Raw genomic sequence first — 26,132 nt, 5'->3', positions numbered from 1 at the left:
TTGCCGCAGAGTAGCGTTGACCCGGAGAACATTACTCGATTGTCTAGCTACTAGACAAAGTGTGTGATTTGTGACACTATTGCGGTCTTGTCTCCAGAGCTTGCAGGACTCCCGCCAGATACTGCTGGACGATTCGCCGGGCATCCGGGCTCAAGGCTCGGCCGGCCTCGTCGATCGCGATGATCGTGGGACGGATGAAGTTCAACGCCGCACGATGGGCTGTGGGGGTCGGTGCCACGGTGACGCGGCGGCGATCGTGGGGATGACTGGACCGTTCGACATGGCCGACACTCTCCAGCCGGTCAATGAGGGCGGTCACCGAGGCGGTCCGGATGCCGAGCCGGTTGGCCAGCTCGGCGGGCCCCATCGGTCCGTATTGCTCAAGCAGCGACAGCGCGGCCATGTCGGTGGTGTTGACGCCAAGCTCCCGCGAGGCACGAGCAATGAGCTCGTTCGAGGCGTTCACGGTGCGCTGAACAGCGATCGTGATGTCCAACAGCGGCGGCAGGTCGAGCTCATCGTCGCCCATCGTTCTCACTCCCTACTTGGTGACCACGACAACGCTAACGGGTCTCGGGGAGTCGGTCGCAAGGCCGGCCAGAATGTCTCACGGTGACCGAGATCCGGCCTCAGGGCGCAACCCGGTCCGGCGCCGGTGCCCGGCTCGGCATGGTCCCGGCACCGGCACCGGCACCGGCGCTGTTCGCTTTCGACGGCGGCTATGACCCGGTCCAGTTGACCGTCGAGCTTTGCCCTGCGCCGGGGCGCAAATCGTGGTCCGTATCGGTGACGACCGGGTGTTCTTCGCCCGCCCGCCGTCACGCCTGCCGGGTGGCCGCGGCGGTGCGCCGCTATGCACGGCGCCCGGCTCGCCAGCGCCGACCCGTCGACCTGGCCAGGTGACGGCGGCTGTCTGCATCAGCTGCTCTTTAAGAAACACAGCCGCGGTAGACACACCGGGCCCGACAGCGCAGACGTGTTCAGAGGGCAGCCACGATGTCGATCTCGACCAGGAAGTCGGGCGAGAACAGAGCGGCCACACCGACCATGGTCTGTGCAGGCGGTGGCGTCGTGACCCCCTCTCGCAGCGCCGCGAAGATCGGCCCCGCCACCCCCGGGCGATAATCGGCGACGTAGATCGTTTCTTTGACCACCCGGGACCGATCGGTTCCCACGGCGGCAAGCGCCGTGTCGATGTTGCGGACGATCTGCTCGGCCTGCTGCCCGTGGTCGTTCGCACCGACCAGTTCGCCGGCCTCGTTCCAGGCGACCTGACCAGAAAGGTAGACCAGGCCGGCGTCCGGGACGACGACGGCGTGACTCAGGACTCCCGGCACAGGGTTCAGGCCCTCGGGGTCGACGTGGCGCAATGACATGTCCGGTGAACTCCCACTGTAGGTATGGTGTGATGACCGGTGAACGGGTGCCGCATGTTGAGGACTTCTTGATCGTGCACTGCTGCCGGTGCTCGCACGCCGGAACGTCAGATGAGGCCGGCGATGTCCAGCCGCCGACCCGGCCCTCTCGGCGAGGCTCCGTATCGGTGATGAACTGGCTGAGTGTGCGCTCGCCCGGGGTCCACGGTCTGACCAGGTCGTCCCCCGGGCCGCCGACCCGGCCCGGAGGACAGCGCAGCTAGACCAGGTCGAGCACGTTCGAGACGTGACGGCGGGGCTTCTGCACCCAGTTCTCAGGGGCCGCGTAGCCCAGGGCGACGAGCATCACCGGGAACTCGTCCTCGGCCAGGTCGAACTCCTTGGCGACGTCGTCGGCGTCGAACCCGATCATCGGTCCGGTGGCCAGGCCCATCGCGTGCGCCGCGAAGATCAGCGTGCTGACGCCGAGGGTCGCCGACCGGATCGCCTCATCCCGCTGCCGCTGGGGCTGCTCGTCGTAAAGCCGCTTCGCCGCCCCCGCCCAGCCTGTCGCGACGGCCTGCGGCATGATGTCGGCGTCGACCGCCGGCTTGAGCCGGTCGGGCACCAGCTGGTGGTCGGCCAGCTGGCCGACGACGACGAAGGTCACCGCAGCCTCGGTGATCTTGGGCTGGTCCCAGCCGATTTGGCGCAGCCGTGCCTTTGCTTCGGGCGTCCGGACGCCGATCAGGCGCCAATTCTGCAGGTTGAACGACGACGGCGCCAACGTCGCCAGCCGGACCAAGTCAGTGATCACCTCGTCACTGAGCTCCCGCGTGGGATCGAAATGGTTGACGGTCCGGCGCTCTTCGATGGCCTGGATGATGGGGTGCATGGGATGTTTCCTTTCGAAAGCCGTGCATAGTCCCGCCGCCGGCGATCGCCGGCCGGGCAGATTTCAGTGAGTAGAAGCAGAGACAGCCGTCAGGCGATGGTGTCGACCACGCCACCGTCGACCCGCAGGGCCGCGCCGGTGGTCGCTGAGGCCTGCGCCGAGCTCACGTAGACGATCATGTTGGCCACCTCGTCGACGGTGGCGGCGCGCTGGAGGATCGACGAGCTGCGGTGGGATGCGATGAAATCCGCTGCCACAGTCTGGAGATCGCCACCGGTGCGGTCCATGTCGGCCTGCAGCAGGCCGGCAACCCCCTCGGAAAGCGTAGGTCCGGGCAGCACAGCATTGACGGTTACGCCTGTTCCGGCGAGCCGCTTGGCCAGCCCCCGCGAGATCGCCAGCTGCGCGGTCTTGGTGAAGCCGTAATGAATCATGTCGACCGGAATGTTGAGCGCCGATTCTGACGAAATGAAGACGATCCGGCCCCATCCACGCTCGACCATGGCCGGCGCGTAAGCCCTCGCCAGCCGGACACCGGACATGACATTGGTCTGGAAGAAGCGGTCCCATTCACCGTCAGGAATGTCGAAGAAGTCCTGCGGGCCGTACACACCGATGTTGTTGACGATGACGTCGAAGCTCGGATGCTCGCCGATCAACTTCGAGCAGGCGAGTTCTGTGCCCAGATCACCCGCGAACCCGGTGACTGCCGCCGTAGGGCCGCCCAGCCTCGTCACGGCGTCGGCGACCGTCTGCGCACTGCGTCCGTTGATGACGACACTCGCGCCCGCCGCCAGAAAACCCTGGGCCGCGGCGAACCCGATGCCGCTGGTGGAACCCGTTACGAGGACCCGGCGGCCGGTAAAATCGATGATCACTTGTGCACCTCCTTCCCTCAAGTGGTTTACGTTACAATTAAAATTTGAAAGACATGGTTCAACAGAGTCCCGCTTAATAGGATCGAATCACTGCCGAAGCGACTGCCGGCTACTCGACCAGTGTGGCACTGCGACTCATAAGCGTCCAATACCAAATAGCTCTGACACTGAGAGCAGACCGTGCACAATCGCTGGCAGCGGCGGACCGGTCATCGCCGTTGCCGACCAGGCAGAGCTTCAAGAATGCGTTTGGCGAACAGGCCTGGTGTTTGTGCATCAAGTCGCCGGGGGCAACAACGGCTTCACCACGGAAGGCAAGGATCGGCTCATGCGCCGGCAGCCCGTTCATTACCTTTCCGCGCCTCGCCGATCCTCTCCTTGTAGTCCGGATAGACCTGCAGTGCTGAGGTGTTCCTGCGGAAACCCTCGACGTTCTTGCCGAACGCTCCGGCGGCGGCCTGAACCGTGAGGGCCTGCTGCTGCGACGCCTCAGCCTGGTTGTTCAAGCGGGTCACCGTAGTGATCGCCACAGCGCTCATGCCGGGGCCACTGAAGATCGCAATCAGCACCGCGGCACCGAGCTTCGTACGCAGCGAGCCGTTGTCGAACGCCACACCGAGCTTCATGGGACGGCCCCTCCGAAAGCATGTGGCACACAGCGGAACGGCCGTCGGGTCACCGCACATGACTTACAGTCAGCGACTCTGAATAGTGGACGCTTCCGCGAATCCGTGACGGCGGCTGAACCGCGGCGGCCGGCCGCACAGCGAGCCGGCCCAACACCTAATGCAAGGGCTAGAAGTGGCCGGTGACCGACATTACACATAGGAACCTCGACGTCAACGGCATCCGCATGCACCTCATCGAGGCTGGAGAGGCTCCGCTCGTCTTGTTACTGCGCGGCTTCCTGGAGACCGCATACCCTTACCGCCATCAGGTCGCCGCGCTCGCCGAGGCCGGATTCCACGCGGTTGCTCCGGACCAGCGCGGACATTCTTAACCGAGCAGCCACCATCGGTCGCCGACTACACCATTCACCATCTGATCGGTGACGCCGTCGGTCTTATTAACGGGCTCGACGCTCGGGACGCCGTCGTGGTCGGCCACGACTGGGGTTAGCCGGTCGCCTGGGCGTCGCGCAGAGCCGCCCTGATCTGTGCGCGGTGTCGCCTCGCTGAGCGTCCCGTTCGGGCCGCGCACACCGATCAACCCCTTGGACGCGGTATGTGCGGCACTGGATTCCGCAAGAGCGCCCGGACGAGACAAGCGCGGCCCTGAGCGCCTTCTCCCGCTCGGTCTCGTGACTCGCTGGCGTCTTCCGCTCTCCTTGCCGTGGAGTCGAGCTGGATTTGCAGCTCTTGAGACACCGCACCCGCCATTGGACGCCTCGGTGCAGTGCATCCAGGACGGCCCACACCCGTGGAAGTTCATCCGGCAACGATCAGGACACCGCGGGCGGGGTCGGCAGTTCCCGTTCGGCGATTTCGAGGACGGCCCGCAGAGCCGCCGACGGGTTGTCCGTGCGCCACGCGAGAGCCGCCTGCAGCCACACCGTTCGACCGGCAAGCGGCAGATAGACCAGGCCGCCCTGGCAGACGTGCTCGACAGACTTCAACGTCAGCGTGACTCCCACACCGGCGGACACCAGCGCCAGAACTGTGTTGGAGTCCGGCGCCTCCTGCACGACCTTGGGCGTGAAGCCTGCCTCTTCGCAGGTGCGTGTCATCGCGTCCCGCAGCGTCGAGCCTGAGTTCGCCGGAAGGCTGACGAACGGGTCGTACGCCAGGTCCGTCAGGTCGATTTCTTCCTTGCCGGCCAGCGGATGATCCGTCGGGAGGGCGCAGACGAGCTGGTCGTTCTCGAAAACCCGGGTCTGCAGACCGGGACGGTCCACCGGCATCCGGACGAAGCCGAGGTCGAGCGAGCCGTCCGCGACGCCCTCCAAGGCTACGTTGGCGTACTTCTGCACCTTCATCACCAGCTCGAGCCCGGGGTGCGCGGCGCGAACCGCCCGGGCCAGCCGGGGCAGCGCTGCATGGCTCGACGCCCCGCCGAAGCCGACGACGACCCGCCCGAACTCCCCGATCCCGGCCGACTTGGCGGCCCGCTTGGCCGTGTCGACGTCGTCGAGCACCCGCCGGGCGGGCGCCAGGAACGTCTCGCCCGCACTGGTCAACCGGACACTCCGGGTGCTGCGCTCGAACAGCTGCACACCCAGTTCCTTCTCCAGCTGGCGAATCAACTGGCTTAGCGGTGGCTGCGCCATCTGAAGGCGCCGGGCCGCCCGGCCGAAATGCAACTCCTCAGCTACGGCCACAAACGCCGTCAGGTACCGCAGTTCCATGATCACCCTTGTCGATTGGGTGGCGAGGTGTCTCGGCCGACCCACAATTGGGCTTGGTGAAATGAACAATCCGGCGGGTCCGCACACCGCTTGGTGGTTAGCCTACTTCACCTCGCAGAACTCATCCGCAAAGACTTCCTCAAGTCATTCGAGGGACGGCTCAGGCGGCCACCCGCTCCTCGTCCGGGACCTCGACCGGAGCCGGGAGCCACGTCTCAGCCCACCGGGAGAGCTCCCGAACTGCCGCTTCGAGGGCGAGGCCCTTCTCGGTGAGGTAGTAGTCGATCGTCACCGGAGTGGTCGGCTGCACCACGCGCTCGACGATTCCCTCGCTCTCGAAGCGCTTGAGCCGCTCCGAAAGCAGCTTGTCGGTGATGTCAGGGATGGCGTCGCCGATCTGGCGGAAGCGCGTAGCACCTCGGAGCAACTCACGCAGGATCACGCCGGCCCATCGACGGCCGACCATCTCGACGGCCAGGTGGTATCGGGGGCAGAAGTCAGGCTCGTAGGTGGACATGTGGCTAGCTTACCCAAAGATAGCGACTTGCACATCGACACTCGGCCCGCTAATTTCGATGGCAAGCCGCTTTCACATGGAAAGCGACTATCAAGCCATAGTTCGTACTGGAAGGTGTAACTCGTGACCAGCAGCAACACCCACGCGGACCTGCCCGACAGCGCCATCAGCAGCCTCTTCAATGCCGAGGACACGGCATTGCTCCTCGTCGACCACCAGCCCCAGATGATCTTCGGGGCGCGCAGCAGCACGGACCCGCAGGCTCTTGTCAACAACGTGGCCGCTCTGGCCAAGCTGGCCAAGCTGTACGAACTCCCCACGGTCCTCACCTCGATCTCCGCCGAGACGTTCGGCGGTGCTCTGATCCCGGAAATCACCCGGGTGCTGCCGGAGATCGACGTCATCGACCGCTCGCACATCAACGCCTGGCAGGACGGCACCTTCCGGGCGGCCGTGGAGGCCACCGGCCGGAGGCGGCTGTTGATCGCCGGGCTCTGGACCGAGGTCTGCCTGACCTTCCCGGCGCTCTCTGCCGTGGAGGCGGGCTACGAGGTCTTCGCAGTGGTTGACGCCTCCGCCGGCTCGAGCACAGCCGCGCACGACGCCGCGATCATCCGGATGACCCAGAAGGGCGTCGTACCGGTCAGCACCGCGAGCGTGATCTCCGAACTGCAGCGCGACTGGGCCCGTACGGAGACCTACGGACCCGTCAACGACATCATCCGCGACCACATGGGCGCCTGGGGACAGGGCGTCAACTACGTGACATCGGGCTTCGTCAAGGGCTAGGTTCTGTCCCGCGGATCGTGCGTGGCGATCATGGATGACGGTCGTTGAATCGGTGCGGCGCGTGGTGATCTGAGTAGCGAGGAATGGGTTGTGCTGGAGCCGTTGCTGCCGGCGCAGCCCGTCCGGGGCGGGCAGTGGCGTGATCACCGGCAGGTCATCAACGCGATCTGCTGGGTCAAGCGCACCGGCTCTCCCTGGCGTGACCTGCCCGAACGTTACGGCCCGGGGAAGACCGCCCATCAACGTTTCACCCGGTGGGCGGCCGATGGCACGGGCGCGGCCGATCCTTGGCCACGCTCATCACACCCGGGCAGGCCGCCGACACCCGGCAGCTGATCCCGTTGCTGGACCAGGTCCGCGTCGCCCGGCCCGGCGGGATTGGCCGGCCGCGCAGCCGACCGGAGTCGGTGACCGGCGACAAGGCCTACTCCTCGCGAGCCAACCGGCAGGCCCTGCGCGGCAAGCGGATCCGTACGACGATCCCAGAGTCCAACGACCAGATCGCGAACCGGCAACGCCGCGGTTCGCGCGGTGGTCGACCACCCGCGTTCAAAACGCCGATGCCTATCCGCATCGCAACCAGGTCGAACGCGACTTCAACCGGCGTAAACACCGGCGAGGGCTCGCCACCAGGTTCGACAAGCTCGGCGTCAACTATCAAGCCACCCTCGACCTGGTCGAAATGCTGGACTGGCTACGTGCCGTGCCCGACGGACATGATCCGCGGGACAGAACCTGGGCGCGCCGGCCGGATGCGCGCGGCATCCGGCCGGCGGTAGCGGCTGCGCAGCAGTGTCACACACGGCGGAGGCAGAAGCTCATTTGCGTTCCGAGACCGCGAGATCCGGAGTGAACACTCGATCCGTCCGCGACCGTTACCTTTGGCTCGATAGAGGGTGAGATCGGCGTTGTGGACGAGCGCCTCGGCGCCGACGGTGTGCGAAGCCGACACGGCGATGCCGACCGAGACGCCGATTCGCACCGTCTGCCCGTCGATCTCGACCGGCCGGGAGGGGTCGCCACGAATGCGGTCGGCCGTCGCGTAGGCCAGGTGTTCGTCGCCCATCCCCCGGCCGAGCACCAGAAACTCGTCGCCGCCGAAGCGACTTACGACGTCCTCGGGCCGGATGACCGCCACCAGACGCCGGGCCACCTCAGCCAGCAACGTGTCGCCGGCCGCGTGACCGTATCTGTCGTTCACCGGCTTGAATCCGTCAAGGTCCAGGAACAGAACCGCCACCGGCCGCTTCTGCGCGAGCGCGTTTTCGGCTTCGGTGCGGAACAACGTCCGGGTTGGGCAGCCCCGTCAGCGGGTCGTGCAATCAAGTGTGTGCCAGCCTAGCCGAGCTGATCAGGGTGGCGGCGCCGATGACCAGGATCAAGGTGACCGTGGCGGCGAGCTTCTCGTCGGGAATGGGCCGCCCTACCGGCGTGGCGTCCGAGGCGATCACCGTGGCGCCGGCGTTGTCGATGACGTAGGTCCGGCCGGTGGTCACGTTGAGGGCGCTCCGAAGAAGGCTTGCCACCTCGGCGACCGTCGCAGGAACGACTAGGACCCGCGTCCCGCCTGAAGCGCTGAACGGCTGGAATCCGTACACCACCGGCCGGCCGTCTTCCACCTTGACGTCGCCGTAGGTGAGGTGACCGGTGGTGACTGCTGTCCGGAATCCAGGGTCGGTCCCCAGGGACGCGGCGAGCGTGTCCATTGGTCGAGGTGAGGCGCCCAGCACTGTGCCGTCCTCGCGGAGAACTACCAGCCAGGCAATGCCGACGCTGCTGGAGTCCAGGACCTTGCCCAGGCCGGCGGCGGGGCCGGTGAAAGTCGTCGACGCCCACTCGCGGGTCTTGGCGTCGCTGGCTGTCATCGTGTCCCCGGTCCAGCTGGGTCACCTCGTCAGAGGTGGGTGCGTCGAAGACGAGGCGCCGTACGGCCCGGACGTGGCCGGGCGCGGCGCGCTGGATGGCGGCCCGGCCTTCCTCGGTGACGCGGACGAAGGCGCCGCGGCCGTCGTCCGGGCAGCCCGACCGCGCCGCGCGACCGCGTGGCCGAACTGGCCGAGCAGGCGGTCGTAGCCGACGAGGCCGGCGTGGCCCTGCCTGGCGTCGGCGAGCACCACCGGTCCCACTTCGTCGCGTCCACCCCGCTGGTCGTCCTGGCGGCGGTGGCGATGCGGACAAAGAACATCAGACTGACCAGCGGCGTGACCGTGCTGGGGTCGGAGGACCCGGTTCGAGTTTTCCAGAACTTTCGCGACCGTCTATCTGGTCTACGGCGGCCGCTAAGAAATCATCGCCGGTCGCGGCTCGGCACCCTGGTCCTCAACGGGGAGATGTACAGCCACATCGAAATCGGCCTGCGCGACATCATGCCGGCGCTGAAGGCGTTGGCCGGTTAAGGCTGCTCACCGCCGAGAGGACGACGACCGGGAGCCACCCACGGCGGACTCGACGTTCTTGCCGCCGCGGACATGGCCTCGACGCCAGCTGTCAGGGAACAGCGATTCACGACACCGACCGCGCGAATTCGAGCAGGGCCGCGCTCGTCTCAGCAGGGCGCTCCTGCTGGATCCAATGTCCCGCATCGGCAATCATCGCGTAGGAGGTGAGGTTGGTGACCGCCGCAGCCATCGCCTGACGCAGCAACGCGGGGTTGTACCAGTTGACCACCGGATCTCGGTCACCTCCGATGAACATCGCCGGCCTAGTGATCATGAGGCCGGCCCAGGAACTGGTCAGCTCCCAGTTGCGGGTGATGTTCCGGTACCAGTTCAAAGATCCGGTGAAGCCCCGCTCGGCGAAGGCGTCGGCGTACACAGAGATGTCTTGTTCGGAGAGCCACGCCGGTAAGACATCCGGCATGGGCAACGAACCGGTCATCCCGTTCTCGTCGCACATGAGAGTCTGGATCTCCGGGGCGTCACCGGAATACCAGTAGAACATCCGCCGGAACATCTCGGCCGTTTCGGTTTCGAATTCCCGCTCTGCGACGCCCGGCTGCTGGAAGTACAACTGATAGAAGTTGTCGCCGTAGGCTGCCCGAGCCGTGTTCAAGGGGTCGACCGGTGCGCGCGGCGCGAACGGAACGCTCAACGAGGCGACGCCTCTGACCAGATCGGGCCGACATTGCGCTACACCCCAGGCCACCGGCGACCCCCAGTCGTGGCCGACCACAACCGCGTCCGATACGCCGAGCCCGTTGATCAACCCGACCGCATCGCCGATCAAGTGGTGGATCGTGTAGTCGTCGACCGACGGCGGCTGCTCAGTCAGCGGGTAGCCGCGCTGGTCCGGGGCCACTGCGTGAAATCCGGCCTCGGCCAGTGCGACTACCTGATGCCGATACGAGTACGACGTCTCCGGGAACCCGTGCAGCATCAACACGAGTGGCCCGGTACCAGCCTCGAGCATGTGCATACGGATGCCGTTGACCTCGAGGAACCTCTGTCCGATATCGATCACGGCTTATTCCTATCGCCATCCTCAATGGCGCCGCTAACCGGCTGGCCCAAGGAGGAACCATCGGCCCCTGCGGTGTGCCCATAGGTCACGGGCCGCCTCCGACCGGCCGACGGTGCACCCGACCGCAGCGACGACGCTTTCACCACCGAACAAGACTGCCGGACCCAACAAGCCGGAAAGCGGTCAGTCGGTGAGAGGCTCAATGGTGGTCTTACCAACGTGCTGGTAGATAACGGAGCTGCGGAACCCGGCGATCTCGCGACGGCCGCTGAACTTGTCCATGAGAAAGGCGTGCAGGCTGTCGACGCTGGGCACGGCCACGTGAACGAGGAAGTCGTCTCCACCGGCCACGACAAAGACAGAAAGCACCTCCGGCAAAGACAAGGCGTACGCCTTGAACCCGTCGATAACTTGCCGGCTCAGCGGCCGGACCTGGACATGCAGCATCGCCTGCACGTCACGATTGAGCGCGGTGAGGCTGACCGACGCGTGAAAACCAGTGATGACCCCGCGTTCCCGTAAGGTCCGAACCCGTTCCAGACAGGTGGAGGGAGCGATGCCAAGCGTTCGCGCAAGGTCCCGGTTCGTTTGCCGGGCATCTGTTTGGAGGTAAGTGATGATCGCCGAATCAAGTTCGTCCACAGACTGTATTATCCACAGGACTTGCTGACTTGCCCCTCGGTCCCGCTGAGTGACCGTCCGGCGACCGCGGCTTTGATCAACAGGAGAGACCGGGCTCCGCAACTTTTTCGGTGCTCCGGCGTCCGCCAAAACATCATCGAACCCTTTAGCCGACGACGTGACAAGGCATGCGGCCCAGGCGGTGAACAGCCGCGACCACGTCAAGATGCCGCGTAAGTGAAGAACAAACCACGACCCAGAAAGAAGCACAGTTCCCAGTGCAGCGACGATCGGCAACGTAGGGATCTCGAACTGGGCATCAGACATGAAGGCTCCATGGGTGCGACAGCGACAGCCCCGACCTACCACGTTCATCGATGGCTTATCGCGCCGCATCGGCCACAGGACGGAGACTTCCGACTCCCCGGTAGGCCCAACGTATGATCGCTGACGTCGGCCCCGCCGCGGAGCCACAGCGCGATCGCACCGAGATGTCGAGAGGCACCACCCGTTGAGCCCCTCGCGCGGCGTTCCCCAGACAGGAGGATCGCTCTGCACTCGGATGAAATGGCTTCACCGCGGCATACCGGCTTGGCCACGAAGAGCAGCGCCTACTTCATGCAAGTGGCGAAGCGCCTCACGGTAGGAGTCGATCAGCCCGGTCACCTCGTAGGACACATCGATCTCTCGACAGTACGCCTGCACGATCGGTTGGGCCCGGCGCAGATTCGGCGTCGGCATGGAGGGGAACAAGTGGTGCTCGATCTGATAGTTCAGACCGCCGAGCAAGGCGTCGGTCAGCCACCCTCCGCGAACGTTGCGTGAGGTCAGGACCTGCTTGCGCAAGTAGTCCTCATCGCCGGTGGGGTGCGGCATGCCCTTGTGGTTTGGCGCAAAGGTCAGACCCAGGTAGACACCGAACAGCGCTTCGTGAACGACGAAGAAGGCTAGTGCCTGCAACGGCGACAACACGGTCACGAGTGCCACCAGATAGCCTATGACGTGCGCACCGAGCAGGACCGACTCCACCGCACGATGTTTCCCGCCGCCCCGCCACAGGGCCTTGATGCTCGCCTGATGCAGGCTGACCCCGAGCAAGGTGAGTAAGGGAAAGAAAAGATAGGCCTGGCGCCGGGTGAGGAATGCCGCCAGCCCGGTGCGCCCGGCTGCGTCCTGCTCGGACCAGATCAGCGTCCTGGGGGCGACGTCCGGGTCGAGGTCATCATGGTTGGGGTTGTTGTGGTGGCGGGTGTGCTTGTCCATCCACCAGCCGTAGCTCATACCGATAGCGAGATTGGCCACGATCACTCCGACCCGCTCGCTCAACGCCTTGGTGCGAAAAACCTGCCGGTGCGCCACATCGTGCGCGATCAGCGCAACGTGGGCGTAGGTCACAGCCAGAGCAGCCGCCACGGCAAGTGTCCACCAGGAGGAGCCGACCAGGAAGAAGGCGAGCCAGGTGCCGGCCAGTATCAGCGAAACGACCGCCAGCCGCCAGGCGTAATAGCCCGGCCGCCGCTGCAGCAACCCCTCGGCGTTGACCCGCTTGTTCAATTCAGTGAAGTCGCTACCGGAGGTAGCCGGCGGTTGTCGTGACGTTGTCGTCATGCGTCTACTTCCCCACGCTCGTCCGGCGCGATCTGCTCTGGTACTGCCGTCTCCCGTCGACTCCTGCCGGTCGACGACTCCACTCTCCGACACCGGCAACAACAGGGACCCCGGGCAAACTACGGGTGGAGTCCCGTGTCTCGCACAGAGGTGTCGGCGTCTTCCGACTCAGCCGGCTGCGTGGGAAGCGCCTGCTCAGCGACCGCAAGCACCTCTCGCAGGACCGCCGACGGGTTGTCAGCCCGCCACGCCAGTGCAGCGTGAAGCCAGACCGTGCGGCCTCGCAGGGGCAGATAGACCAGTCCGCCCTGGCAGAGATAGTCCGCCGACTTCAAGGTCAGCGTCACGCCGACACCGGCTGAGACCAAAGCCAGCACGGTGTTCGTATCCGGTGCTTCCTGCACGACTTCGGGAGTAAAACCCGCGCTCTCGCAGGCCCGCATCATCGCCTCTCGCAGGGGTGACCCCGTATTCGCGGGCAGACTGACAAACGGGTCGTGGGCCAGATCGGCGACATCGATCTCGTCCTTGCCCGCGAATGGATGGTCCGCCGGAAGTACGCAGACGAGCTCGTCGTTCCCGATGATTCGGGTGCGGAGACCGAGCCGGTTGACCGGCATCCGGACAAATCCCAGGTCCAGCTTCCCCTCCGCCAATGCTTCCAGTACGGCACTGGGGTCGGGCTGTACTTTCAGCATCAGATCCAGCCCCGGATGCGCGGCCCGAACGGACTGGGACAGCCGGGGCAGCGCCGCGTAGCTCGATGCGCCATCGAAGCCGATCGTCACCCGACCGCACTTTCCGGCTTTCGCCCCGTTCGCGGCTCGCTTGGCCATGTCTATGTCGTCGAGTACTCGGCGCGCGGGCTCGAGGAACGTCTCCCCCGCGCTCGTCAAGCGCACGACGCGGGTGCTGCGCTCGAACAACTGCACGCCGAGTTCCTTCTCCAACTGCCGGATCATCTGGCTCAACGGCGGCTGCGCCATGTGCAGCCGGCGTGCGGCCCGGCCGAAATGCAACTCCTCGGCTACGGCGACGAAAGCGGCGAAGTACCGCAGTTCCATGATCGTCCTTCGACAAGTAGTTGGCCATCTCAGCGTGTGTCCGGTTCAGCGACACCCCGCGGGTAGCCGAGCCCCTCCGCGGCTCGGACCGAGCACTTCGACACAACCCTGTTCTGAACTGGTGCGCCGGCGCCACCTCTGGGGGATCGCTGGCCCTGATGGGTAGGCCTGCGGGAGCACAACGGGCAGGGGTGGCAACGCGATCGACCGCCTCGGCGCACACCGCGTCGATGAGGTGTCAAGCAAGAAGACAAGGGCCTTCCAGTACCTGGACGGGCTCGGGACAGGCCGGACCCAAAGTGATCTGGATTACCTGTAGCACTCGGTATCGCGCTGCACATGTACGTCCGGACGCGCTCGGGCGCCCAGGACCCACCAGGAGCAGCCGATGACGACAGCCACGGTCGAGCAGGCGCCGATGCCGCTGCAAGAGCGGGGCTCTCGAGCCGAACAGGTGCCCCGGCTGTATCTGCTGGACGGGTTACGGCTGCTCTGCGCCCTTGCCGTGGCCGGTACCACTTCGGCGACTCGTGGCGACTGGACGGGGTGCACCCGCCGGCCTATTTCCTGCCGGACGCGGCCCCTGTGCTGATCTACGGATTTCCCGGGGTCGAGACATTCTTCCTGATCAGCGGATTCGTCATTCTGATGAGCGGCTGGGGCCGCACCGTACGTGAGTTCGCCGCCTCCCGCGCCGCGCGGCTCTACCCCGCCTTCTGGGCGAGCGTAGTGATAACGACCGTCGTGACCGCGGTGCTGTCGATCACCGGCGGACTGCCTTTCTCGAGCCAATCAGATACAGGCGACGTACTGATCAACATGACTATGCTCGCCGAGCCACTCAACACACCGCTGGTTGACACCGTGTATTGGACACTCTGGGTCGAGCTCCGGTTCTATCTGCTCACGGCGTGCCTGCTCGCAGCCGGGTTCACCCGTCGCGTGGCGCAGAAACCCGCGCGTGAGCTCCTTGAGCGGATCGTCAGCACCGACCGACAGGCCGGCCGCGAACCGGCACCCTCGCGCCGCCGTGCGCCGCGTCTGGCGATTGCCGGCGTGGCGAGCACGGTCGCCGCGGCCGGGGCCTTCGCGCTGGCCCTGGCCAGCATCGGCCCGGCGTACGCGTCGTGGACTCCCGACCCGAGCCCTCTCCCGGCCGCCGAGGTCAGGAAAATTGTGGATAAGTGCCTACCGGCGCGGGAGGTGGCCACCGCGCGAGTAGTCATCGGGGGGAAACGCGGCGCGTATGCGTATCTGAACGCCGTATGGCCGATGGAAGCCGGACGTGCTTCCTCAACCACGACGGAAACGTCACCGAGGCCAGCATCTTGACCGCCTTGAGCAGCACCAGGCAACTGGGCGCCGAGGGCGTCGAGCTGTACACCTGGAGTCAGCTGCGCACCGATGAAGGTTACGTGCGGCTCATGGCGGGACACCTGGGCTCGCAGGTGGTCCGTGTGGACGTCACCATCCGGGCGGAGAAGGACGACTCGTCGCGGACGGCACACGCTTTCGTCCGTGACGGCTACTTCGCCGCGTGGTATCCGGAAGGCGTGGACGAGGCGAACACCAACAGCACCACACTCACGCTCCACCTCGCCGACGGCAGTACGGTCAGCAACATCTCCGCGAGCCGATTGCACGAGCAACCGAAACTCGACTGACTACGTCGCCGGCAAGTTGGCGGCGGACTAGTCGAGCAGACCGCTCCGATGGGCAAGAAGAGCAGCCTGGACCCTGTTGTCGCATGCCAACTTGAGCAAGATTCGGCTGACGTGTGTTTTCACCGTGCTCTCGGAGATCACCAGCCGCTCGGAGATCACCATATTGGACAGCCCCTGAGCGAGCAGTCTCAACACGTCCCGTTCGCGGTCACTGAGCTGATCCAGCCGGGCCTCGACGTCGTGGCCGGGTGGCTCGGGGCGTAGTTGCTCGAGCCGCCGGACGGTCTGCCGGGTGACCGGCGGGGAGAGGAACATCTCGCCGGCCGCCGCCGCACGGACGGCCGGCCCGAGCTCCTCCGCGGCCGAGCTCTTCAGGACGAAGCCGGCCGCACCGCTGGTCAGTGCGTCCTCGATGTATTCCTCCTCGCCGAACGTGGTGAGCATGACGACGGGAACAGAGCAGGCCCGCCGGATCTCGCGCAACGCGGCCAGCCCATCCATGATCGGCATCTTGATGTCCAGCAGAGTGACGTCGGGACGGTGCCGAACAGTGAGGTCACGAGCCTCCGCTCCGTCAGCCGCCTCGGCGACGACCTCGATCCCCGAGATCCCGGCGAGAATCAGCTCGATGCCGCTACGGGTCAATCCGTCGTCGTCGGCGACGATGACCCTCAGCGGTTCACGACCCGACATCGACAGTCTCCTTGGAGATCAGTGTTCCGTCGCGGAAGCAGAACCGGTATTCGCCCTGCAACCGAGCCGGATAGGTCGTGCAGCCCGGATGAGAAGTATCTGAAGCCTGCGACCAAGACCGGGGCGGCAGCTTCGCGCGTGCAGCCGTCTCACTCTCACCTACACGGACGCTTTGGTAGGTGTCACTGTCAACGGTGATGCGCAGCCAGAGGAACACAAAGCCTCCCGCGCACAGGATGCCCAGGGCGAGAACGGACATCACCATGCCCGCCACCCAGGCGCGACGACGCTGATCGCGCCGACGGAGGGCCTCACCCACGTCATCCACAACGACCGGTTGCTCGGAAGACCAGGGCTCACGGCTCTGCGGCCCCGATTGGGTCAGAGGCAGCGTCGCGGCAATCCGGTACCCGCCGTCGGGCTCCGGCCCGTGATAGAGAACACCGCCCGCCAGCCGCACGCGCTCGGCCAGCCCATACAGACCCTGACCGCTGGTCGTACCCTCATGCGGCCGGCCCGGACCATTGACAACCTCAACGACCACCGAGCCCTCTTCGTACCGCAACGCGAGCCGGACTGCACCGCCACGAGCGTGCCGCAGCGCATTCGTGACACCCTCTTGAAGGGTGCGGTAAGCCGCGTGCTCGACCATCGCCGGAAGGTCGATGGGTTCACCCTCGCGAGTCAACTCGATCTCGGCACCCGCTGATCGAGCGTCGGTGACCAGTTCCCCGGCCTGGGCCAGACTGGTCCGCTGCGGTTCCTCGGATGACTCGTCGCGCAGAAGGACAAGGATGTGCCGTAGTTCGTCGATGGCCGAACGTGAGGTGGCGTACAGCAGATCCAGGGTGTCGGTGTCCGCCCGGCCGGAAGACTTTAGCGCGCCTGCATACAGCGTGAGCAGGGTGAGCCGGTGCCCGAGTGAGTCGTGCATCTCCCGGGCGATCCGGGTGGCCTCCCGGACGCGGGCCTGCTCGGCGATGATGCGCTGCTGGCCGGCCAGGTAAATCGTGCGCTCGTGCAGCAGATCGAGAATCGCGCGCCGCTGGGCCGACATCCGCGCGACGACGGCCGGGACGACCGCACAGCATAGAAAGATGCCAACGGAGAAGGCGAGCCCGGGGAGTCCGAATTCATCGCCTCGCAGCCGGCTGCCAGTCAGGAAGCACACGGCCGCAGCGACCAGGATGGCGCTGAGCCGGCCGGGCGGCAGCCGGTAACCGGCCGACCAGCTCAGAACAACGAGTAGCAGACCGTCCGGCCGCCCCGACGCCAAGGTGGCCGCCGAAAAGACGACCAGCGCCCCCATCGGGTACGACTTCCGGGCCGCGACGAGCACCAGGTCGATAACCGCCAACGCCAGAACGGCGGCCACCGGGATACCCAGGAGCAATGACATCCCGGCGGTGCTGCCCGCGACCAAGACGGCGAGCGTCGACTCGTACGCCAGGCGCGCCCTCCCCAGCCCGCGGACAGTGGCCACCATGCGGCTGATCATCACTACTCGGTCCTGATCTTTTTCTTCTCGACCAACTCACCAGCAGAGAAACAGAATCGGTACATCGGCTCATCGCCGACCTCCGTCAGCGGCTTCACCGGGTGGTAGACGCAGGAGGCGCCATTCGGCATACCTTGACGGGTGGGGTCAGTGCCGTAGTAGCCCGCCTCTGCTTCCTCGCTGAGTTCCAGCGGTGCCGGGAGCGCATCCTGGACCTCCTTCTGGGACTTGCCGATCTTCTGCGCATCGAACTGCGCCGCGGTGATGGCGGTATCGGCGTATTCCCTTCCCATACCGATGCCGCTGTACACCAGCGCGCCCCCAGCGCCGCAGACGAGCAGCGCGGCGACTCCGCTGACAATCAGAACGACCTTCTTACTCATAACCGGTTTCTCCTCGGAGTCCTGTCGAACGGAACGACTCCAGACTCGCGCCGTGGACGCGCCGGAACGACCGCCGATCGACGGATCTTGCCGGCTTGCCGGTGGTACGAAAGTGCTGTTGGCGACGACCGGGGGTGAGCCGAGACAGGGCGAAGACCGGTGGATACCCGCGGGACCGGTCCGGTATGCGATGCGGCGGTAAGCCGCCCGAACCGTACAAGTTGGTTTGCTCGTATCCCGCGTACAACCGCTTACAGTGCCCCGAGGTACTTGAACGCCAGGACCAAGAAGGCACCCGTGGACACAGCGGCTATATGACGCCTGGTTCTGCCAGTACGCTCTTGGGGTGAGCATGTATTGAATGGCGACGAGCGGGCAGATTCACATCCGCCGCCGGCGCCGGCACAGCCGAGCGATGATTTCGTCTCCGATCCCACATTGACCTGAAGGTGACGTGAGGTTCTGACGTCCACATTTCAGCACGGAGACAGAATTGCCGTTCGCCTGTTCCGGCAGCTTGGAATCCGTCGAAGGCCAGCATGGATCAGCAAGGAACCCGCACTCTTCCGAGCAATTCAAGGCAGTGCCGCGGGCAAGGTGGAATGCATTCCACGCAACTATCGATCAAGCAGGAGATCTTGGCATGAAGGTATGGAATCCCGCGGTCGACCACCAACCGGCGGAAGTGCTCGTCAGCGCAACAGTCGACGACGTCCGAGCCGGCCTGGCCAAGGCTACGGCGGCGGGACTCGGCATCTCCGTGCTCGGCGGAGGACACGACTGGCTTGGTCGCTCCGTCCGGCACGGAGGTCTGGTCCTCGATCTTTCCGGGATGCGCACCGTCACGGTCTCGGAGAACATCGCGGTCGTCGGTGGAGGCACCCGGTCCCTGGAGGTGGCGACCATCGTGGAAAAGGCGGGTGGCTCGGTCGTCGCGGGGACCGTCGGTTCGGTGGGTGTCGCAAGCTTCACGACCGGCGGCGGATACGGATACCTCAACAGCCTCGTGGGAACGGGATCCGACAATCTGATCGCCGCCGACGTGGTCCTCGCCGACGGCACACTCGTGCACGCCAGCGAGCAGGAGGATTCGGACTTGCTGTGGGCGCTTCGCGGCGGCGGTGGCAACTTCGGCGTCGTGACTGCACTCCACCTCCGAGTGCACCCTCTCACCACAGCCCTGACCGGGATGGTCGCCTTCAGCTGGGACCAGGCGGCCACCGTCCTGCGAGGCTTCGGGGAGATCTGCGCCGAGGCACCCGACGAGTTCAGCGCCCGGGCCGGCGTCGTCACGCTGCCCGGCGGCCCTACGGTCGCATACGTCGCCCCGGCCTGGATGGGCAATCCGGCGGACGGCGAGGAGTGGATGGGACGGGTCACCCGGCTGGGCACCCCTCTCATCGCTGACCTTCGCATCAAGCCGTTCAGTGACGTACTGCGCGAAGGCGAAGCGATGCTGGCCGGCAACGATCATCACCACAGCATGGCCACGCGCAATATTGCGGCCCTCGACCCGGACGTCGTAGCCGCCATCATCGAAGCCGCCGAGGCACGCACCTCTCCGGCCAGCGTGATCGAGATCGTCCAGTTCCACGGCGCGGCCACCCGAGTGCCCGCCGAGGCAACCGCCTTCGCCCAGCGCAGCCCACACTTCTTGATCCAGCTGATCGGCTCGTGGAACCCCGGTGACAGTGCCGAGAGCCAGGCGTGGGCCCGGGACACGTCCCGCAAGCTTGCACCGTACGCGCTTCCCGGTGGCTACCCGAACGTTCTGGGGCCCGACGACAAAGAGCAGGTGGCACACGCCTACGGTCCGAACGCCGACCGTCTTCTGTCGCTCAAGCGTCGATACGACCCGCAGTCCGTCTTCTCGGCCAGCCCGTTGCCCTACTGACACCGTTGCCTGCCTCGCCGGACGGTGAGGCAGGCAACCACAGTCGCTCCGCGAACGTAATGGGCGGCGTGGGATCTCCACGCCGCCACGTCCTGTTCCTCGGAAACAGTCAGGGCAGAGGGGTAGCGGAGAACACTCCCTCGGGGTCGTATCGCTGCTTGACCTTCAGTAACCTTGCGGCGTTCGACCCGTACGCCTCAGCGGCCTGCTGCTTCCGATCCGGGCCGATCATGTTCGGGTACCCGCCCGGCAGCGCATACGGGTCCAACAGGCGCTCGGTCTCTTCGGCCCACGAGTCGTGTGGCCCCGCCTCGCCCTCGTTCCAGACGGAAATGATCTCGACCATCAGATGCTGACGCCGGTTCGCGAAAGCCGTGCCGGCCGAGGGAACGCGGATGCCGGCTCCATGAAGATGGTGCATGTTGATCGCTGACATCGCTGATGGACGATTCGCCGCCGCCTGGGCGATCGCCGCCACGGCACTGCTGGTCAGGTCCGGCATCGGCAGGCTGCGCGTGCGGATCACATAGCTCCGGTCACTCAACCCGTAAAGCTGATCGCCCGTTCGCAGTCCTTCGCTCAGCGGGACCTGTGCCGCCTGTGACAACAAGGGTTTGCCCAGCTTCTCCAGGCGGGCGAAGAAGGCCGCGCCCTCCGTCTGATCGCCGGCCCAGGTCGAGACGAGATACACCACGGGCGTGCCGTCAGGGCCGGTCCCCATTCCCGGCCGTACGTTCAGTTGGTCCGGCAGGGTGGGCGACATGTCGATCCAGTCGCCCAGCACGTCGATGGCCTGGTCGGCGTGGAACATGATGGTGCCGGCGTACACGGTTGGAAGTGGCAGCAGTTCCACCCGCAGGGCCGTGACGACACCGAAGTTCCCGCCGCCGCCCCGCAGGGCCCAGAACAGATCCGGCTCATGTGACTCGTCGATGGTGACAGTGCTTCCGTCAGCCAGGACGACTTCCGCCGCGATGATGGTGTCGGAGGCCACGCCGCCCACCCCCGCCAGCGGACCGTAGCCACCGCCGAGGGCCAAACCGGTTGCCCCGACACTGCCCTGCGTCCCGGTCACCACCGAATAGCCCGAGTCGACGGCGGCGCCCATGACGTCGAGCGCCCGCGCGCCACCACCGAACACGGCGATCCCGTCACCGACCACGACGTCCCGCATGCCCGACATATCGATGACCAGCGCACCCGGCCGGACAGAGCGTCCGGCCCAATCGTGACCACCGCCGAGAACCGACAGCGGCAGACCACGCGTTCTGGCGTCGAGGACCGCGGCACTCACGTCGCACGCGGATCGGACACGGACCACGTCCGCCGGCTGTGCCGAATAGGATGCGTTCCAGATTCTCATGGGGCTCCTCAGACGTGTGTGCTCGGAGAGCTGCGCAGCAGCCAGCGTCGCGGTTGAGACGAGGCATTCACGGGACCGACGGCCGCGCCGGTGAAGGCGGTGAGATCGGTTCACCAGGCGCACCTTGGATCGGATGCTTTCCGTCGCCGGCGTCGACCAGCCGGTCACGACGAGCGGAGCATTCACGATGCGGGGGGTCAGGCATTCATTCCCCATGCCTCGGCACAAGTGCCACTGACCGTTCCGCATCCAGTCAGCAACTCCAGCGTGCCCTCATAAATGAAGGCCGTCCAATACTGACTTGCTATCAGATCAAGACCAGAAGCTACATAAGGACTCCGAATTCGTGACCAGGGACCAGGGACCAAGAGCCGTGCCGGGACGGCGCCAACACCTTTTACCGGCGGGCGAAGTGCCGCCGGCTACGTCTTGGGTTGGGGGCCGCTGTGCGGGCGGGGTGATGGTTGGGGGTGGGGTCAGGAAATGGTGATGACGATTTTGCCGTGGTTGGGGCCGGTGGCGAGTTGGCGGAGGCCGTCGATGGCGTCGGCGAGGGGCAGGGTGCGGGTGATGTCGGTGTGCAGGGTGCCGGTGGCGGCGTGGTGGGCGAGTTCGGTGAGGGTTTTGTGGTCGGGGTTGGCGATGGTCATGCCGGTGCTGTGGAGTCCGTGGGTGGTGGCGGTGTCGGCGTCGGGGGTGCCGGTGATGGTGGAGACGGTGCCGCCGGGGCGGACGGTGGTCAGGGGGACGTCGTGGGGGTTGGTCGCCCAGAGGTTGAGCAGGACGTCGACCCCGTCCGGGTAGAGGGTGCGGACTTGGTCGGTGATCGGTGCGGTGGTGTAGTCGATGATGGTGTGGGCGCCGAGTTCGCGGAGTCGTTCGGCGGTGGCGGGGGTGGCGGTGGCGAGGACGGTGGCGCCGCGCTGGGCGGCGAGTTGGACGGCGTAGCGGCCGACGCCGCCGGAGGCGCCGCAGATCAGGACGCTCTGGCCGGATTGCAGGCCGGCGGCGTTGATGATGGCCAGGGCGGCGCCTGCGGCCAAGGGGAGGGCGGCGGCGGTGGCGTCGTCGAGGGTGGCGGGTTTGAGGGCGACGGTGCGGGCGTCCACGACGGCGTATTCGGCGAGGGTGCCGGCTTGGAAGGGTGCTTGGAAGCCGATGTGGCCGATCACGGCGTCGCCGATGGACAGGCCGGTCACGTCGGGGCCGAGGGCTTCGATGGTGCCGGCCACGTCGCGGCCCAGGGTCAGGGGGTAGCGGTGTTCCATGGCCGGGGCCAGGGCGCCGGCGGCCAGCACGTTGTCCATCGGGTTGAGCGCGGCCGCGTGGACCCGGATCAGGACCTGTCCGGCAGCGGGTACGGGGGTGGGGATGTCGGCGATCTCGGCGGGTTTGCCGGGGGCGGGGACGATGACAGCGCGCATGGCGGGGCTCCTCAACGGTTCGAACTTCACTCTTGAAGAAGCTACTCCGAACTTAACGCGTGAACAAGTCGGTGTCATAGACTGCCACCATGTCGTCGATCACGCCGCGCAAGACCGCCCGCCAACACCGAGCGCCCGAACCGGAGCACCGGACAGCGGAAACTCGCTGGCTCGACGACGCGCAGCAGTCGGCCTGGCGGGCCAACGCAGCGATCATGATCAGGCTGCCGGCGGTGCTCGACGCCCGGATGCAGGCTGAGGCGGGCCTGACTTTCTTCGAATACACGGTGTTGTCGACCTTGTCCGAAGTGGACGACCGAACGTTACGGATGACCGCCCTCGCGGCTCGCACGTCGTCATCTCTGTCACGCCTTTCCCAGGTGGCCGGCCGCCTCGAGAAGCGAGGATTTCTCCAGCGAAGCCGGGTTCCCGGCTCCGGCCGGCGTACCAACGCCACCCTGACCGAAGCCGGGTACGCCAAGGTCGTAGCCGTGGCACCCGGACACGTCGCCGCAGTCCGGGAGTACTTCATCGATGTACTCGAGCCGGGCGACCTGTCGGCCCTCGGACGGATCGGTAGCGCCGTCGGGATCGCCATCGATCAGAACACCCCCGACCTCGGTGCCGCCGACTCCTCTCCTCGAGGCGCCACGCCAGAAACGGGGTCCGGTGTTTGACAGGACGGCGGTGGGCCGGGCTCGCTACGCCCGCGAAATCCCCAGAGAAGACCGGATGCGATTGACTCGTCGGTCGGACTCGGTGAAGCGGCGGGGGGATCAGATGATGCCCGCACGAAGCGCGTAGGCCACCGCATGCGAGCGGTTGCGCAGATCGAGGCGGTGGGTCATGCCATAGACGATGTTCTTCACGGTCCGTTCGGAGACCGACAGTTTGCCGGCGATCTCGACGGTGTCGAAGCCATCGGCCATGAGCCGCAGCACCTCGATCTCGCGAACGTTCAGCCCGGAAGCATCGAGACCGTTCACCGCGAGAACGTTCTTGTGCAGTCGCTGAATGTGGTTCAGCAGGCTGCCGACCAGGCTCGGCGACATCACGGCACCGCCCTCCGCGGCGGCCCTGATGGCGTGGTGCAGGCGGTCGGCGGTGACCGCCAGGCGCGGCAGGATGGCCACCACCCGGCACTCGACCGCGACCAGCAGTTCCGACTCATCGATGCCATCGACGACCAGGATGACCGGCACGCCCACCTCCCTCGCGGACCGCCGCAGCATGGCAACGACATCGACGGTGAGGCGCCCGGTTCCGACCACGAAGACCTGCGCCTGGTCGGGCCGGTTACCGGGTACGACCACGAACTCAGGCCGTTGCTGAAGAAAACTGACAAGACCCGCCTGGCTCAGGGCGTCGGCGCCCTGGACAGCGACACGAACCTGCTCAACCGCCATTCCTCCGGTCCTTTCGCTGGTACGACCGTCGTTGCGCCCGAAGCGGCCGAACGATGACCGAAGCAGCCAGGTGCGACTGGGACACTTCCCGTGCCACAGCGCCGGCAAGCTCTTCCAGGTCTCATCCCTGCTCCTTCTCGGAGTGCTGCTCGACTCTGCCGACGTTGCTGGGTCGATGGATTCAGCCTGAGCCAGGAGGGCAGAGCCCCACCCCGGGTATGTCACGGGGGGATCCCCGTGTGAATAACCCGGGTCCGTCTCATCGGGCGGTTCCTCCCGCCTCGGCGCCTCGGGGTCGTACTCGCTGAGACGCCATCCCATGACCGTCACCCGCCGCGCACGGAGACCAGCACGCCAGCCACGCTTGACGCGATAACAGCGGCCTCGGGAGTAGCTACTGCACCACCGAACCGCCCCCCGCTGCCGGCAACGGCCGTAAGGCGCCGTGCCGTCACCTTCGAGGGTCTTCAAGACGGTGGCCGGAGATCGGCGCACCCGGCGAAGCCGTTTTCAAATCATGCCGGACCGAAGCGCGTATGCCACGGCGTGGGATCGGTTGCGCAAGTTGAGACGGCGGGTCAGGCCGTGCACGATATTCTTCACGGTTCGTTGGGAGTAGGACAACTTGTGAGCGATCTCGGCCGTGTCCAAGCCCTCCGCCGTCAGCCGCAGTACGTCGACCTCGCGGGAGGTCAACCCGGAGATATTGAGGCCGTTCGGCACCAGTATGTCGTTCTGCAGTCGTTCGATGTGCCGGAGCAACTCGCCGACCAAGTTCGGCGGCATCACACCACCGCCGGCCACGGCCGCCTTGATGGTGTGCTCCAGAAGATCGGCGGTGATGGACGGACGGGGAAGGATTGCGACCACCCGGCACTCCACTGCGACGAGAAGCTCCGACTCGGTGATTTCGCTGACGATCAGAACCACCGGCACCCCGACCTCGGCTGCCAAGCGACGCAGTGTGGTGATCACGTCGACGGTGAGCCGTTCGGTGCTCACCACCTTGACCTGTGCCTTATCGGGACGGTTGCCCGGGACGACCGTGAAATCGGGCCGACTCCGCACGAGGCTGATCAAGCCCTCATGGCTCAGCGGGTCGGTGCCTTGGACAGCAACTCGAAATTGCTCCACAGCCGTTCCTTCGTTGTTCACCCAATGCAGGCGACTCTTCATCGGACGCGGCCACGCCGGCCCTGGTCTGGGCCGGTGGGGCGGATGGTGACAGTTGGTAACCTTGCCCCACCACAGAAAACCTCTCCACAGGACAGCCAGAGAGCCCGCTGCCGTCGCCCTTTCGCGAGCACGATCATGGCAACGTGACGGAGAACCGTCCAATATGAGTTAAGTCCTACAGCAAGACCCGAAACCTCATAGTTGTGAGCTCGGCGACCGGTTTGCCGGCCATCGTGGTGTGCGGGCGCAACCTGGTTGACGCGATCACGCTGGGTCACAGATGCAACCACGCGCGAGACCGGGCCGGATCCGGCCCGCCACCGGCGAGCAGCCGAGTGGCGGCCGTTACCGTCTGCACAGTGTCGGGATCGAGGAGACTCGTGGTGTGGCGGCGGACGCTCGAGGCGTACGACTGCTCGGCGGAGCGGAGCCACTCCAGCCCTGAATCGGTGGCGATCGCGTACCAACCTCGCCGATCGTCCGATACAGGCTCCCGCCGCACGAGATTGCGCCTGACCAACTTCAGCACGGTCCTACTCATCCAGCTGATCGAAATATTGGTCGCCACGGCAAGCTCGTTGATACGCATTCGGTAGCCTTGCGCGCGGGCGAGACGCCGTAACACGTTGAATTCCATGAGGTTGCCGCCGGGCTCGTCCGAAAAGTCGGCTTTGATATTGCGCTGGATCGTGACTGCAGCATTCAGAAGATTTTCGAGGAATGCTTCCTCATCTGCCGACAACGTATCGTTCGTAGTCTGCTCGCTCGAGAATCGACTTTGCATGTCCCCATCTCTCGCGGTGTGCGACTTGCCCAATTTCGGTCATACCCCTGCGGTCGATACCGGTCGGCTACCGCGGAACGCCTCAACTTCTCGACGACCCGGCGAATCGGCTGCCCCGACGCCGGCAGGGAGATTCGATGACGGCGACAATCGAACGGCTTGGAGCAGTCCGGAACCTATATGAATATGTACTTGTCACTGAGCGCACGAACAGGGCACTCAGGCGCCGCCGTTATACACCGACGGCGGTGGGCCCTGGTATTCGGGTTTCCTTGCCCCCGAAACGTTGTGCCCCGACCATGCTGACATGACCGCTC

Annotated in this window: 28 protein-coding genes and 2 pseudogenes; 9 read left to right on the top strand and 21 right to left on the bottom strand. The window is 65.8% G+C overall.

From position 1 onward, the window contains the following. Positions 1-76: 76 nt before the first annotated feature. On the bottom strand, positions 77-529 hold the full coding sequence (locus tag KXC43_RS36080) for a MarR family winged helix-turn-helix transcriptional regulator (protein ID WP_221380703.1): 453 nt from the start codon (positions 527-529) through the stop codon (positions 77-79). 83 nt (positions 530-612) lie between these two features. Here KXC43_RS36080 and KXC43_RS36075 point away from each other — a divergent pair, with 83 nt between their 5' ends. After that, positions 613-903: a hypothetical protein gene (locus KXC43_RS36075; protein ID WP_221380702.1), complete on the top strand. Its 291-nt coding sequence runs from the start codon at positions 613-615 to the stop codon at positions 901-903. Positions 904-980: 77 nt separating this feature from the next. Here the strand turns inward: KXC43_RS36075 and KXC43_RS36070 are convergent, their stop codons facing one another. The 4 genes from KXC43_RS36070 to KXC43_RS36055 form a co-directional block, all read right to left on the bottom strand. Then, positions 981-1,376 carry a RidA family protein gene (locus KXC43_RS36070; protein ID WP_221380701.1) on the bottom strand — a complete coding sequence of 132 codons (396 nt, stop codon included), beginning with the start codon at positions 1,374-1,376 and terminating at the stop codon, positions 981-983. A gap of 259 nt (positions 1,377-1,635) precedes the next feature. Then, positions 1,636-2,250: a nitroreductase family protein gene (locus KXC43_RS36065; protein WP_221380700.1), complete on the bottom strand. Its 615-nt coding sequence runs from the start codon at positions 2,248-2,250 to the stop codon at positions 1,636-1,638. 89 nt (positions 2,251-2,339) lie between these two features. Beyond that, positions 2,340-3,128, bottom strand: coding sequence for an SDR family NAD(P)-dependent oxidoreductase (locus KXC43_RS36060; RefSeq protein WP_221380699.1), 789 nt, complete (start codon positions 3,126-3,128; stop codon positions 2,340-2,342). 326 nt (positions 3,129-3,454) lie between these two features. Further along, a complete protein-coding gene (locus KXC43_RS36055; protein ID WP_221380698.1) occupies positions 3,455-3,754 on the bottom strand; it encodes a hypothetical protein in 300 nt (99 codons plus the stop codon). Between the two features lie 182 nt (positions 3,755-3,936). On the opposite strand from KXC43_RS36055, the gene KXC43_RS36050 reads away from it, so the two are divergent. Further along, positions 3,937-4,128 (top strand): alpha/beta fold hydrolase, encoded by a 192-nt coding sequence (locus tag KXC43_RS36050; protein WP_221380697.1) that lies wholly within the window; start codon positions 3,937-3,939, stop codon positions 4,126-4,128. Positions 4,129-4,569: 441 nt separating this feature from the next. On the opposite strand, the gene KXC43_RS36045 is transcribed toward KXC43_RS36050, so the two are convergent. Next, positions 4,570-5,472, bottom strand: a complete 903-nt coding sequence (locus tag KXC43_RS36045; RefSeq protein WP_221380696.1) for a LysR family transcriptional regulator — start codon at positions 5,470-5,472, stop codon at positions 4,570-4,572. A gap of 160 nt (positions 5,473-5,632) precedes the next feature. Further along, positions 5,633-5,989 (bottom strand): winged helix-turn-helix transcriptional regulator, encoded by a 357-nt coding sequence (locus KXC43_RS36040; protein ID WP_221380695.1) that lies wholly within the window; start codon positions 5,987-5,989, stop codon positions 5,633-5,635. A gap of 123 nt (positions 5,990-6,112) precedes the next feature. Between KXC43_RS36040 and KXC43_RS36035 the strand changes: the two genes are divergently transcribed. Both KXC43_RS36035 and KXC43_RS36030 read left to right on the top strand, forming a co-directional pair. Beyond that, positions 6,113-6,778, top strand: coding sequence for a hydrolase (locus KXC43_RS36035; RefSeq protein WP_221380694.1), 666 nt, complete (start codon positions 6,113-6,115; stop codon positions 6,776-6,778). A gap of 48 nt (positions 6,779-6,826) precedes the next feature. Beyond that, positions 6,827-7,475, top strand: a pseudogene (locus KXC43_RS36030) (transposase); the annotation flags it as partial. Here KXC43_RS36030 and KXC43_RS36025 read toward each other — a convergent pair. After that, entirely contained in the window at positions 7,473-8,063 is a 591-nt protein-coding gene (locus KXC43_RS36025) for a GGDEF domain-containing protein (protein WP_221380693.1), read from the bottom strand. The pseudogene KXC43_RS36030 and the gene KXC43_RS36025 overlap by 3 nt on opposite strands. Positions 8,064-8,100: 37 nt before the next feature. After that, positions 8,101-8,643 (bottom strand): hypothetical protein, encoded by a 543-nt coding sequence (locus KXC43_RS36020; protein WP_221380692.1) that lies wholly within the window; start codon positions 8,641-8,643, stop codon positions 8,101-8,103. 156 nt (positions 8,644-8,799) lie between these two features. Here KXC43_RS36020 and KXC43_RS36015 point away from each other — a divergent pair. Beyond that, positions 8,800-9,174: pseudogene (locus KXC43_RS36015) on the top strand (LLM class flavin-dependent oxidoreductase); the annotation flags it as partial. Between the two features lie 106 nt (positions 9,175-9,280). Here KXC43_RS36015 and KXC43_RS36010 read toward each other — a convergent pair. The 4 genes from KXC43_RS36010 to KXC43_RS35995 form a co-directional block, all read right to left on the bottom strand. Then, complete coding sequence (locus KXC43_RS36010; protein WP_308129417.1) at positions 9,281-10,237, bottom strand: alpha/beta fold hydrolase; 957 nt, start codon at positions 10,235-10,237, stop codon at positions 9,281-9,283. A 183-nt stretch (positions 10,238-10,420) separates the two neighbouring features. Further along, positions 10,421-11,185, bottom strand: coding sequence for an Lrp/AsnC family transcriptional regulator (locus KXC43_RS51670; RefSeq protein WP_255645420.1), 765 nt, complete (start codon positions 11,183-11,185; stop codon positions 10,421-10,423). A gap of 246 nt (positions 11,186-11,431) precedes the next feature. Then, positions 11,432-12,466, bottom strand: a complete 1,035-nt coding sequence (locus KXC43_RS36000; protein WP_221380690.1) for a fatty acid desaturase family protein — start codon at positions 12,464-12,466, stop codon at positions 11,432-11,434. Positions 12,467-12,585: 119 nt separating this feature from the next. Then, entirely contained in the window at positions 12,586-13,530 is a 945-nt protein-coding gene (locus KXC43_RS35995; protein WP_221380689.1) for a LysR family transcriptional regulator, read from the bottom strand. A gap of 585 nt (positions 13,531-14,115) precedes the next feature. Between KXC43_RS35995 and KXC43_RS35990 the strand changes: the two genes are divergently transcribed. Beyond that, entirely contained in the window at positions 14,116-14,862 is a 747-nt protein-coding gene (locus KXC43_RS35990) for an acyltransferase family protein (protein ID WP_308129416.1), read from the top strand. Between the two features lie 5 nt (positions 14,863-14,867). Continuing rightward, positions 14,868-15,194, top strand: coding sequence for a hypothetical protein (locus KXC43_RS35985; protein ID WP_221380688.1), 327 nt, complete (start codon positions 14,868-14,870; stop codon positions 15,192-15,194). A 27-nt stretch (positions 15,195-15,221) separates the two neighbouring features. Here KXC43_RS35985 and KXC43_RS35980 read toward each other — a convergent pair whose 3' ends face one another. From KXC43_RS35980 to KXC43_RS35970, 3 genes are read right to left on the bottom strand one after another with little or no spacing between them, the layout of a single operon-like run. Continuing rightward, positions 15,222-15,887 carry a response regulator gene (locus tag KXC43_RS35980; protein ID WP_221380687.1) on the bottom strand — a complete coding sequence of 222 codons (666 nt, stop codon included), beginning with the start codon at positions 15,885-15,887 and terminating at the stop codon, positions 15,222-15,224. Continuing rightward, a complete protein-coding gene (locus KXC43_RS35975) occupies positions 15,874-17,385 on the bottom strand; it encodes a sensor histidine kinase (protein ID WP_221380686.1) in 1,512 nt (503 codons plus the stop codon). The genes KXC43_RS35980 and KXC43_RS35975 overlap by 14 nt, the downstream gene beginning before the upstream one ends. 2 nt (positions 17,386-17,387) lie before the next feature. Beyond that, positions 17,388-17,768 carry a hypothetical protein gene (locus tag KXC43_RS35970; RefSeq protein ID WP_221380685.1) on the bottom strand — a complete coding sequence of 127 codons (381 nt, stop codon included), beginning with the start codon at positions 17,766-17,768 and terminating at the stop codon, positions 17,388-17,390. Between the two features lie 643 nt (positions 17,769-18,411). Here KXC43_RS35970 and KXC43_RS35965 point away from each other — a divergent pair. After that, entirely contained in the window at positions 18,412-19,662 is a 1,251-nt protein-coding gene (locus KXC43_RS35965) for an FAD-binding oxidoreductase (protein ID WP_221380684.1), read from the top strand. 109 nt (positions 19,663-19,771) lie between these two features. On the opposite strand, the gene KXC43_RS35960 is transcribed toward KXC43_RS35965, so the two are convergent. Then, positions 19,772-21,025, bottom strand: coding sequence for an FAD-binding oxidoreductase (locus KXC43_RS35960; RefSeq protein ID WP_221380683.1), 1,254 nt, complete (start codon positions 21,023-21,025; stop codon positions 19,772-19,774). 476 nt (positions 21,026-21,501) lie between these two features. Beyond that, positions 21,502-22,449, bottom strand: a complete 948-nt coding sequence (locus KXC43_RS35955; protein WP_221380682.1) for an NADP-dependent oxidoreductase — start codon at positions 22,447-22,449, stop codon at positions 21,502-21,504. An 89-nt stretch (positions 22,450-22,538) separates the two neighbouring features. Here KXC43_RS35955 and KXC43_RS35950 point away from each other — a divergent pair, with 89 nt between their 5' ends. After that, on the top strand, positions 22,539-23,126 hold the full coding sequence (locus KXC43_RS35950; protein ID WP_221380681.1) for a MarR family winged helix-turn-helix transcriptional regulator: 588 nt from the start codon (positions 22,539-22,541) through the stop codon (positions 23,124-23,126). Positions 23,127-23,225: 99 nt separating this feature from the next. Here KXC43_RS35950 and KXC43_RS35945 read toward each other — a convergent pair whose 3' ends face one another. The 3 genes from KXC43_RS35945 to KXC43_RS35935 form a co-directional block, all read right to left on the bottom strand. Beyond that, complete coding sequence (locus KXC43_RS35945) at positions 23,226-23,855, bottom strand: helix-turn-helix transcriptional regulator (RefSeq protein ID WP_221380680.1); 630 nt, start codon at positions 23,853-23,855, stop codon at positions 23,226-23,228. Positions 23,856-24,365: 510 nt separating this feature from the next. Continuing rightward, positions 24,366-24,989: a response regulator transcription factor gene (locus KXC43_RS35940; RefSeq protein ID WP_221380786.1), complete on the bottom strand. Its 624-nt coding sequence runs from the start codon at positions 24,987-24,989 to the stop codon at positions 24,366-24,368. Between the two features lie 316 nt (positions 24,990-25,305). Then, positions 25,306-25,815 (bottom strand): MarR family winged helix-turn-helix transcriptional regulator, encoded by a 510-nt coding sequence (locus tag KXC43_RS35935; RefSeq protein ID WP_221380679.1) that lies wholly within the window; start codon positions 25,813-25,815, stop codon positions 25,306-25,308. Positions 25,816-26,132 lie beyond the last annotated feature (317 nt).

The organism is Paractinoplanes polyasparticus (genome assembly GCF_019710575.1).
Taxonomy (GTDB): Bacteria; Actinomycetota; Actinomycetes; order Mycobacteriales; family Micromonosporaceae; genus Actinoplanes; species Actinoplanes polyasparticus.
This window is presented reverse-complemented; position numbering and strand designations above follow the sequence as displayed.